The following is a 14,944-nucleotide window of genomic DNA, read 5'->3' on the forward strand; positions in this document are numbered from 1 at the left end:
ACCTCATCATATGTAGCGGGATACAAACTAATACCTGATTTCCTAATATTAAAAAATTATTGGAAATTTTCACTTTACACAATTTACCTTATAATTTTCATAATTTTTGGTGTTTTAATTACTGTTCTTTTTGGGTTTATTTTCTTTTTTAACTTGGAATATAAGCAAATGCCTGAACTAACAAAAAACACTTCTGTTATTTTTATCTGTGTTATATTAATAGTAGTATTCTTTTCTAGCTTTAAAATATTAAAACATAATTATAAATCAGGGGAAGAAAAGAAAATTATAGAAAACAAGTTCCTACATACTCAATTACAACTAAAAGAGCAAGAGCTTAAGTTTTTAAAAATGCAAATTCACCCACACTTCTTATTTAACACATTAAATACATTATATGGGTTTGCTTTAAAAAAATCTGACGATACACCCAGTATGATTTTAAAACTATCTAATTTATTAGACTACATTTTATATCAAGTAGATAAACCTTTCGTATTATTAAACGATGAAATTAAACACATTGAAAATTATATCTCTTTAGAAAAAATGAGATTTCAGGATAGTTTATATGTTATTTTCAAAAAAGAAACTCGTCAAGTAAATATTGAAATCTCACCAATGCTTTTATTACCATTTGTTGAAAATGCTTTTAAACATGGAACACAAATCAATGGCGTTTTAAAAGTTATTCTCGAGTTAAAAACAACAGAAGATTTTTTAATTTTTAAAATAACAAATTCAACAAAAATTAATTTTAAAAATAAAAAAGGAATAGGATTAGAAAATATTAAAAAAAGATTAGAAATGCTATACGGAACGGCCTATTCTTTAAACATTTATCATACTGAAAACTCTTTTAAAATTAAATTAAAAACTCCTTTAAAAAATGTCTAAAAAATTACAGTGTGTTATTGTTGATGATGAACCTGTAGCTAGAGAAATAATAGCCTCGTTTATTGAAAAAACTCCAAATATAGAATTAATTAAAATGTGTAAAAATGCTTCAGAAGCAATCCTTTTCATGCAAAAAAATGAAATAGATTTATATTTTTTAGACATTAATATGCCCGAAATTACAGGTTTAAGCTTAGCTAAAATAATTGATAAAAAATCAAAAATAATTTTCACAACTGCTTATAGGGATTACGCTGTAGATGGCTTTAACTTAAATGTAGTCGATTATTTATTAAAACCGATTTCCTTTGATCGCTTTTTACAAGCAATTCAAAAAGTATTTAACTTACAAATAAGTAAAAAAACTAATGATATAAAAAAAGAAACCTCTAACAACTATATATTTGTAAGAGCAGATAGAAAAATGGTTAAAATAAACTTCAATAACATCCTTTATATAGAAAGCTTAGGTGATTATGTTAAAATATTCACAGAAAACTCAATGATAACTACAAGAGAAACAATTAGCAATTTAGAAACAAAGTTAGCATCTTATAAATTTATTAGAATCCATAGATCATATATTATTTCGCTTGAAAAAATTACTTCTTACACAAATGAATTCATAGAAATTAGCAAAAAAGCATTGCCTATAAGCAGAAGCTACAAAAAATATGTTTTTCGAAAACTAGAAAACAAATAACCTCTATTTCACCAAAAAAAACAACAAAACATACATTATTACCTAAAGAAAGTACCTTATTACCATTAATTTGTTAATTGAAATTTTATTCTCTTTTTTTGAGAAAACAATTTAAATTTTCAAACTATGAGAGTAACATTATTATTGTTGTCTTTTCTGATTACGCAAATTACATTTGCTCAAGAAAAAACAATATCTGGGATTGTCTCAGATGAATCTGGGGGACTTCCAGGTGTTAGTATTATCATTAAAGGGACTACTTCGGGAGTAGAATCTGATTTTGACGGAAACTTCACTATTCAAGGAAAACAGAACGACATACTAATTTTTAGTTTTGTTGGAAAAAAGACAATTGAAAAAACAATTGGATCTTCTAACAGAATTAATGTTTCAATGGTCGACGATGAAAATCTATTAAACGAAGTTGTAGTTACCGCCTTAGGAATAAAAAGAGAAAAGAAATCTTTAGGATATGCAACTCAAGAGGTAAAAGGAGGTGATCTAACAAAGGTTAACTCAGGAAACGTAGCTAATTCTATTTCTGGGAAAATTTCGGGTATAGAAATTAGAAGAAATGGAAATATTGGAGGTTCTACAAATGTTATTATTAGAGGTAGTTCTTCTTTAAGCGGAACAAACCAAGCTCTATGGGTAGTTGATGGAGTCCCTTTAAATAACTCAAACACAAATACTGCTGATCAAAGAGCAGGTGGAAATACAGGTGGTTACGATTACGGTAATGCTGCATCAGATATTAACCCTGATGACATAGAAAGCATGAATGTGCTTAAAGGTGCAGCTGCTACAGCACTATACGGAGAGAGAGCTTCGAATGGTGTTATTATCGTTACTACAAAAAAAGGGAAAGCAGGTAATGGATTAGGTGTAACAATAAGCAGTGGTGTAACAATAGGATCTGTTGATTTTAACACACTTCCTAAGTATCAAAAACAATACGGAAGTGGATGGTGGAATCCATTTACTGACGCTTCTAACAATATTGACTTAGGGGATGGATCACATCCTTATGAACTTACAGATGATGCTTCTTGGGGACCTGCTTATGATGCTAACCTTTTAGTATATAGATGGAATTCATTTCATCCATCATTATCTACTTACGGAAAAGCAACTCCATGGACAGCTCCTGTAAATGATGCTAATAGCTTTTATCAAAATAGTATTGCATATACCAATACTGTTGCTTTATCTGGTGGTAACGACCAAGGTAACTTTAGATTTAGTTATTCTAAATATGACTTAGACCAAGGTATTCTACCTAACAGTTCTTATAATAGAGATATATTTAACCTATCATCTAGCTACAACCTAAGTGATAAAACAACAATTACTGCATCAGCAAACTATACAAAAACTAAAGGTGAAGGATTAAACGAAACTGGTTATGGTGCTGGAGGAAATAATTTTTCTAGTAGTATTCGTCAATGGTATTCTTCAAGTGTTGATTTTAACGATTTAAAAAAAGCCTATAACGAAACTGGTGAAAATACCACCTGGAATGTATGGGGGCCAAACAACTTAGGTGTAGCATTTCATGACAACCCTTACTTTCAAAGAAAAGAGAACTACAACAACATGAGTAGAAGTCGCTTTTTCGGAAACTTTAGCCTTACTAATGAAATTAAAGACTGGGTAAGTGTAACCGCAAAAGCAAGTATTGATACCTACAGTCAATCTCAGGAAGAAAGAATAGCTGTCGGTTCAAAAAGAAACGCTCAATTAGTTGGAGCATACTCAAGACTTGACCGTACATTTTCTGAAATGAATTTTGACTTAATGCTTAACTTTAACACTGAAATTACTGATCGCATATCTTTTCTTGGAATGCTTGGAGCAAATGCAAGAAGATCAAAAATTGATCAAACCCAAGCTTTTACCAAAGGAGGTTTAGTAATCCCAGGGATTTACGCTATTTCAAATTCAAAAGAAAACCCTAATGCTCTTACAGAAGCAGTTTCTTCAATAGGAACTAATAGTGTTTTTGCTAGTGCTTCTTTTAGTTATGATGATACTTTTTTTATTGAAGGAACTTATAGAATTGACAAAAACTCAACTCTACCTGCCAGTAATAATGTATATAAATATCCCTCAATCTCTGGAACATACCTTTTTAGCAAAAACTTAAAAACTGATTGGCTTTCTTTTGGTAAATTAAGATTAAACTATGCTGAAACAGGAGCTGGAACAGGATTTGATAACATCGTATCTGGCTATGATAAATTCACTAATTTCGGAGGTCAAATTCGTTTTTCTAATCAAAACACAAAGAAAAACGCAAATTTAAAACCAGAAATAACATCAGCATATGAAGCTGGTTTAGAATTAAAATTATTCAAAAGCAGAGTAGGTTTAGATTTATCTTTATACACAAAAAGTACAGTAAACCAAGCAATAGCTATTGGTTCTTCAGCTTCTACAGGATACACAAATGCATGGGTAAATGCTGGAGAAATTGAAAACAAAGGTATTGAAGTAAGTTTAAATGTAGTACCTGTTAAAACAGAAGATTTTTCTTGGGAGACACAAATAAACTGGTCTAAAAACAACAGTAAGGTAAAAAGTTTAAATGATGGAAGCCAACAAATGGAAGTAGGTCGTTTTCAAGGAATATCATCTGTTGCTAAAGTAGGAAGTCCTTTAGGATTAATGGTTAATACAGGTTACGAATATTTAGATGGTAAACGTGTAATTGGAAATGATGGGTATTACGTTCGAGTAAATGATCAAGTAATTGGTGATGTAAATGCCGATTGGTCTGGAGGTATCAATAATAAACTAAGCTACAAAAAACTTAGCTTTAGCTTCTTAGTTGACATGAAAAAAGGTGGTGATGTTTGGTCTTTAGATCAAAAATACGGTCAAAGAACAGGTATTTACGAAACTTCTGTGGGAGATAATAATTTAGGAAACCCTATGAGAAATCCAATTACTACAGGTACAGACAGTGGAGGTATTATACTACCTGGTGTATTAGCTGACGGAACTGTAAATCAAAAAAGAATTCCAGTATACTACAGTACTAAATACCCTGAACAACAATTTGTATACGATGCTTCTTACATAAAACTAAGAGAAGTTTCATTAAGCTATAGCCTACCTTCATCTTTCCTTGAAAAATCAATGTTCAACGATATTACTTTTTCAGCAAGTGGAACTAATTTATGGATTATACACAAGAATTTACCTTATGCAGATCCAGAAGCAGGAGCGTCTTCAGGAAACTTACAAGGTTTTCAAACAGGAGCAATGCCTAGCACAAAAGAGTATAGCTTTAATGTAAAAGTTAAATTTTAAAAAACAATAAATATGAATTTATTTAAAAAAATAAAAGCAATTATTGTCGTAGCACTATCAATAGTACTACTCAATTCTTGTGAGAATTTAGAAGATTTAAACGTTAACGGAAAAGGGTTTTTAAATACCGTTCCAGAAGCTTTAATGACAAAAGCTCAAGTATCGTATGTTACATTTTTAACAAACACCGATCCTAATAGCAATAATTTCAGAAAATATGTTCAACAATGGACAAATACTGAGTTTGCTGATGAAGACAATTACAATCAAGAAAACAGAAGTTTAGGTCTAGGGTTTTGGACTTTATACAGAGATGTTTTAGGGGAATTAAATACCGCAAAAAACCTTGTAACAAAACAAACTGTTACACCTGATAAGATTGCTGAGCAAAAGAATCAAATTGCTATCCTAGAAATACAAATGATTATAGTTTATCAAACTTTAGTTGATATTTTTGGAGACGTTCCTTATACAGAAGCTCTTGATTTTGAAAACTCTCCACAACCTAAATACGATGATGCAAAAACTATATACTTAGACTTAGCTAATCGCTTAACTGTAGCAATTAATACTTTAGACACAAGTAGTGGTAGTTTTGGTACTGGAGATCTTTTTTATGCAGGAAACACTTCTTCATGGAAAAGACTAGGAAATAGTGTAAAATTAAAAATGGGAATGCATTTAGCTGATATTGATGCTGTCTTAGCAAAAAACATGGTAGAAGCAGCTTACGCTTCAGGCGTTATTTCTAATAATAGTGAAAATGCTTTATTAGATTATTATTCAGAAGCAGGCGAAAGAAATCCAATATTTGCAGCTCTTACAACTGAACAACACTACGTACCTACTACCTATTTAGTAGATGAGATGAAAGCAAAAAATGATCCAAGAATGGACATCTTTTTCGACCCTTCGTCAAAAATTGGAGGTGAATATATAGGTTTTCCATATGCCGAAGCTGGTGCATTAGGTAAAAAATATGCAGATGTATCTAACACAGGTCCTAAGTTTAGAGACCCTACTTTAGCTGGTGTTCTTTTTGACTATGCTGAAACAAGTTTTTTACTTGCTGATGCCGCTGACAGAAACTTTAATGTTGGTGCAACTGCTGATACTCATTATGTAAACGGTATTACTGCTACTATGGAATACTGGGGTGTATCAAATGCAGGTATAACTACTTATATAACTAGACCCGATGTAGCTTTTGCAACAGCAGCTGGAACTAATAAAGAAAAAATAGCTTATCAGTTATGGATGGGGTATTACAATAGAGGGTTTGAAGCATGGACAGAGTACCGTAGATTAGACTTCCCTAATTTTGTAGCTCCTGCAACAGCAGTGGCGGAATCAAACGGAAAAGTACCAGTTAGAAACATCTACTCTAATCTTGAATCTACATTAAATACAGCCAATTACAATTCTGCTTCAACCGCAATTGGAGGAGACTTAATGACAACCAAAATATTTTGGGATGTTAATTAATAAAAAGATAAAATAAATATTGTGTAATTATTTGAATGTATATTTTTTTATCTAAAAAGAGGCTACCCTAAAAAGGTAGTCTTTTTTATTTTTTAATATCTACTACAACATATATCTTTGTCATAAATACTTAAAGCAATTGAACACAGTACAATTCATTCCAAAGTCATTAGAAAAAAAGGTGGAAAAAGCAACTTATACATGGCAAACACCAAGTAACATTGCCTTAGTTAAATATTGGGGAAAGAGCAATCCTCAAATCCCAAAAAACGCATCTATTAGCTTTACACTTAACAATTGTCACACAATTACAACAATCGATTTCGAAAAAAAATCGAATACAAATAAAGTTTCCTTTGAATTATTCTTTGAAGGAAAAAAGAAAGATGATTTTAAACCTAAAATCTCAGAATTCTTTAAGAGAATAGAAAAATACTGTCCATATATTTATGAATATAATATGGTTATTAATTCAGAAAATTCTTTTCCGCATAGTAGTGGAATCGCTTCTTCTGCAAGCGGTATGAGCGCTATAGCGATGTGTCTATTAAGTTTAGAAAAAAAACTAACTCCTAATTTAACTGAAGAGTACATTAATAAAAAAGCATCTTTTTTAGCTCGTTTAGGTTCTGGTAGTGCTAGTAGAAGTATTGAAGGACCTATAGTTGTTTGGGGAGAACATCCTGATATTATTGGTAGCTCTGATTTATTTGGTACAAAATTCCCGTATAAGATACATTCAATTTTCGAAAACTACTGCGATACCATTTTATTAGTTGATAAAGGAGAGAAGCAAGTTTCTTCAACAGTTGGGCATAATTTAATGCATGATCACCCATATGCTGAACAACGCTTTAAACAAGCAAACGAAAACCTAGCTAAGTTATCTAACATACTTCAAAACGGAAAAATTAAAGATTTTATTAATTTAGTTGAAAGTGAAGCCTTAACCTTACACGCAATGATGTTAACGAGTAACCCTTACTTTATTTTAATGAAACCAAATACACTAGAGGTTATTAATAAAATTTGGGAATATCGTGCAGAAAACGATAGTTCAGTTTGTTTTACTCTTGATGCTGGAGCAAACGTACATGTATTATATCCTGCATCTGAAAAGACTGAAATTGAGCTTTTTATTAAAAATTCATTAATTGATTACTGCCAAAAAAATCAGTATATTTGTGATAATGCTGGTTTTGGAGCTAAACTCCTGTAACCCTAAACCTTACTTTATGAAAAATTCAACATTACTAATACTATTGTTTATTGGATTTTTATCTTTTACAGCAAAAGCCCAAGATACTGCTTGGTTTGATGAAAATTGGCAAGAAACCTCTAAAGAGAATCATACATTTTATAGACCTACGCCAAAAAAAATAAAAGACGGTTATTGGATTGTTGATTATTATAAAAATGGTCAAATTCAAATGGAGGGCTATAGTACTATTAAAAAATCTAATGAAGAGCAGTTTGATGGCTTAGTCTTATATTATTACCAAAATGGAAAACCTTTTCATAAAGCAAATTATAAAAACGGAAAGTTAGACGGTGTTAGAAAAGCATATTATGAAACTGGAGAACTAAAAGAACAGGGACGATACAATAATGATAAAAGGCAAGGTGTATGGAAAACCTTTTACAAAAACGGAAAAATAGAAACTAAGGGGAAATACCGCAACAATGAAAAAGTTGGCGTTTGGAAAACTTTCTACAAAAATGTATACTAGTTTGTAAACTAACTCTTTTACTTGTACTTTTGTCTCGCAATTAAAACATCTATGAAAGGACCTTTATTTTACGCAAAAATATTACTCTTTGGTGAGTATGGAATAATAAAAGACTCTAAAGGGTTAGCAATTCCATTTAACTCATATAAAGGTGGTTTAAAAACGGTTAGCAACCTAACAGGTGAAGCTAAAAAATCTAACACTAATTTAGTTAAATTTTACAGCTACTTAAAAACGTTAGATTCAACTTTAGTATCTTTCGATTTAACTTCATTAAAAAATGATATTAAAAACGGAATGTATTTCGATTCATCTATCCCTCAAGGATATGGAGTTGGTAGTTCAGGAGCTTTAGTTGCATCAATTTATGATAAGTATGTTAATAATAAAATTACTGTTTTAGAAAATTTAACACGCGATAAATTATTAGCCTTAAAGCAAATTTTCTCTTTGATGGAATCATTTTTCCACGGAAAAAGTTCAGGGTTAGACCCTTTAAATTCTTATTTGAGTTTACCTATTCTAATTAACTCTAAAGAAAATATTGAGGCAGCTGGTATTCCATCACAAAAAGAAGGAAAGGGCGCTGTATTCTTATTAGATTCTGAACAAGTTGGAGAAACAGAACCTATGGTAAACATCTTTATGAATAAGATGAAAAATGAAGGTTTTCGCGAAATGTTGAGTGATGAATTTTCACTTCATACAGATGCCTGCATTGATGATTTCTTACATGGAAATGTAAAATCATTGTTTAAGAATGTAAAAAAATTATCAAAAGTAGTTTTAACAAATTTCAAACCAATGATACCTTCTGCTTTCCATAAAATTTGGGAAAAAGGAATTCAAACCAACGAATACTATTTAAAACTTTGTGGTTCTGGAGGTGGCGGTTATATCTTAGGTTTTACTGAAGATTATGAAAAAGCTAAAACAAGCTTAAAAGATTATAAATTAGAATTGGTATATCGATTTTAATCAATATTACCATGAGTACATTAAAAACGAGTACAATAGTCAAAAAACTTTTTAGTCTTTTATCTGTTGTTAGAGGATATAATATTTTAGTATTAATAGCAGCCCAATATTTGGCTGCTATTTTCATTTTCTCTGAGCAAAAATCAATAAAGCCTGTACTTTTCGACTGGCATTTGCTATACCTGGTTATAGCCACAATAACAACAGTTGCTGCAGGATATATTATCAATAATTTTTATGATAAAAATGCAGATAAAATTAACCGACCTATAAAATCTGGGCTAGACTCATACGTTAAGCAAGAAACAAAACTATCCTTATATTTCTTATTAAACTTTACAGGTTTTGGCTTTGGCTGGTTAGTTTCTTGGAGAGCTGCTTTCTTCTTCGCTATATACATATTCGGTATTTGGTTCTATTCTCACAAATTAAAAAGATATCCTTTTATTGGGTTAATGAGTGTAACCATATTAACAATACTTCCTTTTTTTGTGATTTTCGTGCACTATAAAAATTTTTCAAAAGTTATTTTTGTACATGCAATTTTTCTTTTTCTAATTATAATGATTAGAGAATTAATAAAAAAACTTGAAAACATTAAGGGAGCTATATTAAATAACTACAATACTTTTCCAGTAAAATACGGTGAAAAAAACACCAAAAAGTTAATCATTCTATTAATGATTTTAACATTAGTTCCGGTTAGTATTCTATTTAGCTATCCTGCTATTGAGTATATGAAATACTATTTCTACCTAACTGCAATTATTTTGTTTTTCATTGGTTTCTACACTTGGAAAGCAACAAAAACCAACCAATATCGACTGCTACACAACATATTAAAAGTATTATTATTAATTGGAGTATTCAGTTTACTATTTATTGACAAATCCTTAATTTTAGACAAAGTAGTCACAGCTTTAGATTAAAAATCAAATAATTACTGTACCTTTGCGCACTTTTTAAAATATTATTATGAATTCAAAAAACTCGTCGAGAGGACGACAGGCTGATAAGAACAGCAATCCTCGTGAAAAAAAATCATTTAGAACTGATAGGTCTGAAAAAAACGATAAACCTGAGAGAACTAATAACCTCTCAAGTAAAAAAAGATTTGCGACTAGCTCTTCTGATAATAAAAAACAATTTAAAAGAGACCATAAAAGATCTCAATCTAATAAACCAGTTCAGAATACAACTGAAGATGCAACTGGTATTCGTTTAAATAAATACATTTCCAATTCTGGAATCTGTTCACGTAGAGAAGCTGACACCTACATAGAACATGGTAGTGTTGCTGTTAACGGTAAATTAATGACTCAAATGGGCTACAAGGTACAACCTACCGATGAAGTACGTTTTGATGGAACATTAATTTCGATAGAGAAGAAACGTTATATTTTACTAAATAAACCAAAAAACTATATTACCACCATGGAAGATGATCGTGGTCGTAAAACGGTAATGGAAATTATTGCTGATGCTACCAAAGAGCGCATATACCCTGTTGGAAGATTAGATAGAAACACCACTGGTTTGTTATTATTCACAAACGACGGTGAATTGGCTAAAAAATTAACGCACCCAAAGCATAACGTCCGTAAATTATACCACGCTTCTTTAGATAAAAAATTATCAATCTCTGATTTAGATAAATTACGTGGTGATGTTGTTATCGAAGGTAAAAAAGTTTTTATTGATGCTGTTTCTTATGTAGAAGGAGAAAGAAAAACTGAAGTTGGAATTGAAATACATTCTGGAAGAAACCGAATTGTTCGTAAAATATTTGAAAGTTTCGGATATGCCGTAACAAAACTAGACCGTGTTGTTTTTGCTGGTATGACTAAACGTAATTTACCTCGTGGTAGATGGCGTGAGTTAACAGACCAAGAAGTTAACACATTAAAAATGTTATAAATAAAAAAAATCCCGAGTTTTAAACTCGGGATTTTTTATTTACATTTTTTTCACTTTATGATCTTCTTTAATTTCTTCATCTCGGTATTTACAACACGGATGTAAATTATCATAAGCTTCTTTTGTCGCTTTAATCTCTTTCGTATCATGCCCCACATTTGCTAAACTCTGCTGAATCGTTTTAACGCTTGTTTTACGTTCATCAACAATTAACTTTAACTCATGTGTGTTTACATTCCATTGCGCATATTTAACTCCTTTACAGTTTAAAGCAGCTTTTTCTATACGTCCTTTACACATTTTACAAACCCCATCAACATCTAAAGACACTTTAGCATTCTTCTTCTTTTGTTGTGCTGATGCTGTAACACTTATCAATAAAATCGATATTACTAATACTATTTTTCTCATCTTAATCTATTTTAAATCTTAAACCTGTATAAAAATTACTTCCAAATACTGGCGCATATATAATTGTTGTATCAAAATTTGAACCAAAAGGATCATCGCTACCTAAGATAGGATTTTTTTGTTTATAATTTGTAATATTCTCTGCGCCTGCATATATCTCAAACTTTTTTGAAAATACTTTTGTTACCTGTATGTTTACCAAATTATAACTATCAGAATACTCAGGCAATCTATATTCTATAGCATTGGTTTGTGTATTAGGCAATCGCTGCTCTCCCACCCAATTATAAGTAACATCAAATTTCCAATGAGCATCATTTTCTTTTTTCTCAGTTTCATAAGATACATTTGCAAAGAATCTATGTTTTGCCTGTAATGCCTTATCTAAATTACCAGACTTGTAATCAGTATTTACATCGTAATGTTTATATGAAAAACGAGTATTAAAATACGGTATTATATTCTGATTAACCTCTAATTGAAAGCTATTAGCAATACTATTTCCGTTTAAATTATAAAATGAAATTTCCTGTGGGTTTTCCCAATCTACTACAACCTGATTTTTAAAATCAGTTCTATAAAAATCAAACGTAATATCACCTTTCTTTCCAAACAACTTATATCCTTGCAAAAAAGAAACTCCATAATTCCATGCAACTTCAGGGTTTAAACCGTAAGCCTTATTACCCACACCATCAATTTTAACCTGTCTCGATGAAGCAAAAAACTGTTGGTTTTCAGCAAAGATATTTGCAACTCTCCTCCCCTTTCCTACTGAAGCTCTAAACACTCCTTTTTCCCATGCTGTATAACGAATATGCAATCGAGGTGTTAAGAAAGTTCCTAGCAAACTATGTTTATCTATTCTTAAACCTGCCGTTATACTTAAATCATCAGCATTATCATAAGCATACTCAAAAAAAGCACCAAAAGAGTTTTCTTTACGATCAAAATTACGAGCTACTCCTACTTTCACAAACTCATCATATTTATCATACGTAAAGTTAATCCCTGTCTTAAATTTACTACGAGTATCACCTATTATTGAATTAAAGATAAAATTACTGTAAAAACTTTGGTGTTGAATATTATAGTCACTTAAACCGAAATAAGAATCTTGCTTATGATTGCTATATGCTGCTTGAATACCCATGCTTTGAAATGGTAAATCAGGAAAAACATACCCCAATTTAGCAGAAGTATCAAAACGCTTCGTTTTAATTTCGCTCCCCCAAACAATATTAGAGCCTTTATGAATACCCGGATTAAAGTTAAATTGACCAACTTGCTTATTATCGTCTAAATATCTAAAATTAATAAAACTTACCCATCCTTTTTGTGCATCTACATATTGCCAACGATTCATTATATTAACTTGCTTTGCTAATGGATTGTCTAAAAAATCATCATTGTTTTTATCAAACTTCTCTCCCCTATAATTTCCATGAACATAAAGCCCAGTTTGCCATTTATCGCTTACCTTTTGATTAACATGAGTATTAAATTCCAATCTTCCTCCTGCCGAAGCATAGGCATTTGCAAAAAAGCGATGATTTGTATACGGCTTCACTAATTCGGCATTTATTTGCCCTGAAATACTTTCGTAACCGTTTACAACACTACCCGCACCCTTAGTTATTTGAATACTTTCAACCCAAGTACCAGGAGTAAAAGACAACCCAAATCCCTGAGAAGCTCCTCGTATAGATGGAATATTTTCTTGTGTTATCAACAAATAAGGACTTGTTAACCCTAACATTTGAATTTGCTTTGTTCCTGTTAAAGCATCAGAAAAATTAACATCTATTGACGGATTTGTTTCAAAACTTTCTGCTAAATTACAACAGGCAGCTTTTAGCAACTCTGCGCTATTAATCGTCATCACATTTTGAGATTGCAAGTATGATTTTTGAGTTGCATTTTTTTTCGATTCAATCGTCACCTCCTCTAAGGTATTATTTTCTTTTAAAAAATGATGCATTGGTTTTAAACCATTTACAATAATAGTATCAGTTTTAAACCCCACAAAACTAACAACTAGTTTTTTGTATGTTGATTTGTATGGTATATTAAACCATCCTTTTTCATTTGTTGTTACTCCTACATTTGTATTTAACCAATGAACGCTTGCTCCGTAAATTCCTAGATTATTCTTTGGCCCGTTTTTATCCATAATCATTCCCTTAAGTTTTTCTTGTGAAAAGGAAATTGTGGATACCAGTATTAGTATACTGAGTATATATTTTTTCATTATTTTATATCATTTTAATTCTACAATTCTTATTTATTAAAAAAAAGAACTATAAAATCATATGATAAAAACTTCGTGAAGTACTTGAATGTCTGAAACTAAATTTGGGGGGGAATAATATTCACTTGAAACCGTTTGTTTATCAAAATCTTGAAATAACAGCTCATATGAAGCATAAAAAGCAACAAAAAGTTTAACTTGATGAAAACTTATCTTATCTAAAGAAACTTTCTGTATTTCATCTTGCCCTTTAATTTGATGAACTTCATCTTTGCAACACTTCTTTTTCTTGATTATAGTTCCGCAATCATCTTTCATACCTTCATTACAGGTATCTGCTTCACCAACATAAGATACATCAACCAAAAAATCACCACAATAATGTTTTTCTACTGTAAAAGAAAAAGTAGAAAACAACACTAATAAAGCTAGTGTTATGGTTGATATTTTTGTAAATGCTTGTTTCATTGATTGCAAAGGTACAAAAAAATAGAATTTTATTTTTTAAAACAATTGTTAAATCTATTTTTGTAAGTTCTTAATTCAAAATACGAATAAGATAAAAACCAATTAATAATGAATTTACAAGAATTAAAAAATAACATAAACAAAATAGCAGATAGTAATTCTGTTAAAGAAGAAAAATTACAACAAATTTGTGACTACTTAGCTTCTGAAGTTTCTTATTACGACTGGGTTGGTTTTTATTTTAAAAATGGTGATAAAGATGAGTTAAAACTTGCACAATATAACGGAGAACCTACCGACCATACAATTATACCATTCGGTAAAGGTATTTGTGGCCAAGTAGCTGTTAGTAATGAAAATTTTATAGTCCAGGATGTACAAGAACAAGACAACTATATTTCTTGCGGATGGAAAGTAAAAGCAGAAATAGTGATTCCTATTTTTGTTAACAATGAAAACATTGGTCAGATAGACATTGACTCTCATACCATTAACCCTTTTACTTCAGATGACGAGCTTTTATTAAAATACACTTGTGAAAAAGTAGCTCTCTTTATATAATTACCCTCTAAACACTTGATTGTTAGGTTTTTTTTTCTTAAGTTTGCAAACTTATTAACCCCACATAATCCCCATATTATGAACCCTAAAAAACACCCCTCATACGCTGCGCTAGGCAATACTAGTGCTCGTACAGAATCTCAACAATCTTTACTAGAAAAATTTACATCATGGTTTCGTGATTTCTTAGAAAACGCAGAATAACCATTTTTTTCACAAGAAAAAACA

14 protein-coding genes are annotated in these 14,944 nt (G+C 30.7%); 11 read left to right on the forward strand and 3 right to left on the reverse strand.

Going from position 1 to position 14,944, the window contains the following annotated elements; all coding sequences use genetic code 11:
• Positions 1 to 168: 168 nt before the first annotated feature.
• The 9 genes from H518_RS0116900 (at position 169) to H518_RS0116940 (ending at position 11,025) form a co-directional block, all read left to right on the forward strand.
• A complete protein-coding gene (locus H518_RS0116900; RefSeq protein ID WP_240472531.1) occupies positions 169 to 897 on the forward strand; it encodes a sensor histidine kinase in 729 nt (242 codons plus the stop codon).
• Positions 890 to 1,600: a LytR/AlgR family response regulator transcription factor gene (locus tag H518_RS0116905; RefSeq protein WP_028890171.1), complete on the forward strand. Its 711-nt coding sequence runs from the start codon at positions 890 to 892 to the stop codon at positions 1,598 to 1,600. Before H518_RS0116900 ends, H518_RS0116905 begins: the two co-directional genes overlap by 8 nt.
• A gap of 126 nt (positions 1,601 to 1,726) precedes the next feature.
• Positions 1,727 to 4,915: a SusC/RagA family TonB-linked outer membrane protein gene (locus H518_RS0116910; protein ID WP_028890172.1), complete on the forward strand. Its 3,189-nt coding sequence runs from the start codon at positions 1,727 to 1,729 to the stop codon at positions 4,913 to 4,915.
• A gap of 12 nt (positions 4,916 to 4,927) precedes the next feature.
• On the forward strand, positions 4,928 to 6,400 hold the full coding sequence (locus tag H518_RS0116915) for a SusD/RagB family nutrient-binding outer membrane lipoprotein (RefSeq protein WP_081411213.1): 1,473 nt from the start codon (positions 4,928 to 4,930) through the stop codon (positions 6,398 to 6,400).
• A 139-nt stretch (positions 6,401 to 6,539) separates the two neighbouring features.
• Positions 6,540 to 7,619: a diphosphomevalonate/mevalonate 3,5-bisphosphate decarboxylase family protein gene (locus tag H518_RS0116920; protein WP_028890174.1), complete on the forward strand. Its 1,080-nt coding sequence runs from the start codon at positions 6,540 to 6,542 to the stop codon at positions 7,617 to 7,619.
• A 16-nt stretch (positions 7,620 to 7,635) separates the two neighbouring features.
• Complete coding sequence (locus H518_RS20125) at positions 7,636 to 8,130, forward strand: toxin-antitoxin system YwqK family antitoxin (RefSeq protein ID WP_051263827.1); 495 nt, start codon at positions 7,636 to 7,638, stop codon at positions 8,128 to 8,130.
• A gap of 51 nt (positions 8,131 to 8,181) precedes the next feature.
• The gene (locus H518_RS0116930; RefSeq protein WP_028890175.1) at positions 8,182 to 9,108 is read left to right on the forward strand and encodes a mevalonate kinase family protein; all 927 of its coding nucleotides are present in this window, start codon (positions 8,182 to 8,184) and stop codon (positions 9,106 to 9,108) included.
• Positions 9,109 to 9,119: 11 nt separating this feature from the next.
• Positions 9,120 to 10,037: a geranylgeranylglycerol-phosphate geranylgeranyltransferase gene (locus H518_RS0116935; protein WP_028890176.1), complete on the forward strand. Its 918-nt coding sequence runs from the start codon at positions 9,120 to 9,122 to the stop codon at positions 10,035 to 10,037.
• A 46-nt stretch (positions 10,038 to 10,083) separates the two neighbouring features.
• Positions 10,084 to 11,025: a pseudouridine synthase gene (locus H518_RS0116940; RefSeq protein WP_028890177.1), complete on the forward strand. Its 942-nt coding sequence runs from the start codon at positions 10,084 to 10,086 to the stop codon at positions 11,023 to 11,025.
• A gap of 39 nt (positions 11,026 to 11,064) precedes the next feature.
• Here H518_RS0116940 and H518_RS0116945 read toward each other — a convergent pair whose 3' ends face one another.
• The 3 genes from H518_RS0116945 to H518_RS0116955 are packed head-to-tail and all read right to left on the reverse strand — an operon-like array spanning position 11,065 to position 14,155.
• Positions 11,065 to 11,436 carry a heavy-metal-associated domain-containing protein gene (locus tag H518_RS0116945; protein ID WP_028890178.1) on the reverse strand — a complete coding sequence of 124 codons (372 nt, stop codon included), beginning with the start codon at positions 11,434 to 11,436 and terminating at the stop codon, positions 11,065 to 11,067.
• Between the two features lies 1 nt (position 11,437).
• Positions 11,438 to 13,687, reverse strand: coding sequence for a TonB-dependent receptor (locus H518_RS0116950; protein ID WP_028890179.1), 2,250 nt, complete (start codon positions 13,685 to 13,687; stop codon positions 11,438 to 11,440).
• A 57-nt stretch (positions 13,688 to 13,744) separates the two neighbouring features.
• Entirely contained in the window at positions 13,745 to 14,155 is a 411-nt protein-coding gene (locus tag H518_RS0116955) for an HYC_CC_PP family protein (protein WP_028890180.1), read from the reverse strand.
• A gap of 108 nt (positions 14,156 to 14,263) precedes the next feature.
• Between H518_RS0116955 and H518_RS0116960 the strand changes: the two genes are divergently transcribed.
• A complete protein-coding gene (locus H518_RS0116960) occupies positions 14,264 to 14,716 on the forward strand; it encodes a GAF domain-containing protein (protein WP_028890181.1) in 453 nt (150 codons plus the stop codon).
• A 78-nt stretch (positions 14,717 to 14,794) separates the two neighbouring features.
• Positions 14,795 to 14,920: a hypothetical protein gene (locus H518_RS21510; RefSeq protein ID WP_262509228.1), complete on the forward strand. Its 126-nt coding sequence runs from the start codon at positions 14,795 to 14,797 to the stop codon at positions 14,918 to 14,920.
• Positions 14,921 to 14,944: the final 24 nt, after the last annotated feature.

Source organism: Tenacibaculum ovolyticum DSM 18103 (assembly GCF_000430545.1).
GTDB classification, from domain to species: domain Bacteria; phylum Bacteroidota; class Bacteroidia; order Flavobacteriales; family Flavobacteriaceae; genus Polaribacter; species Polaribacter ovolyticus.

Coding starts and splice junctions, on each gene's coding strand:
- H518_RS0116955 (WP_028890180.1), bottom strand. CDS start 14,155: ATGAAACAAGCATTTACAAAAATATCAACCATAACACTAGCTTTATTA.
- H518_RS0116900 (WP_240472531.1), top strand. CDS start 169: ATGCCTGAACTAACAAAAAACACTTCTGTTATTTTTATCTGTGTTATA.
- H518_RS0116945 (WP_028890178.1), bottom strand. CDS start 11,436: ATGAGAAAAATAGTATTAGTAATATCGATTTTATTGATAAGTGTTACA.
- H518_RS0116930 (WP_028890175.1), top strand. CDS start 8,182: ATGAAAGGACCTTTATTTTACGCAAAAATATTACTCTTTGGTGAGTAT.
- H518_RS0116905 (WP_028890171.1), top strand. CDS start 890: ATGTCTAAAAAATTACAGTGTGTTATTGTTGATGATGAACCTGTAGCT.
- H518_RS0116910 (WP_028890172.1), top strand. CDS start 1,727: ATGAGAGTAACATTATTATTGTTGTCTTTTCTGATTACGCAAATTACA.
- H518_RS20125 (WP_051263827.1), top strand. CDS start 7,636: ATGAAAAATTCAACATTACTAATACTATTGTTTATTGGATTTTTATCT.
- H518_RS0116960 (WP_028890181.1), top strand. CDS start 14,264: ATGAATTTACAAGAATTAAAAAATAACATAAACAAAATAGCAGATAGT.
- H518_RS0116950 (WP_028890179.1), bottom strand. CDS start 13,687: ATGAAAAAATATATACTCAGTATACTAATACTGGTATCCACAATTTCC.
- H518_RS21510 (WP_262509228.1), top strand. CDS start 14,795: ATGAACCCTAAAAAACACCCCTCATACGCTGCGCTAGGCAATACTAGT.
- H518_RS0116935 (WP_028890176.1), top strand. CDS start 9,120: ATGAGTACATTAAAAACGAGTACAATAGTCAAAAAACTTTTTAGTCTT.
- H518_RS0116940 (WP_028890177.1), top strand. CDS start 10,084: ATGAATTCAAAAAACTCGTCGAGAGGACGACAGGCTGATAAGAACAGC.
- H518_RS0116915 (WP_081411213.1), top strand. CDS start 4,928: ATGAATTTATTTAAAAAAATAAAAGCAATTATTGTCGTAGCACTATCA.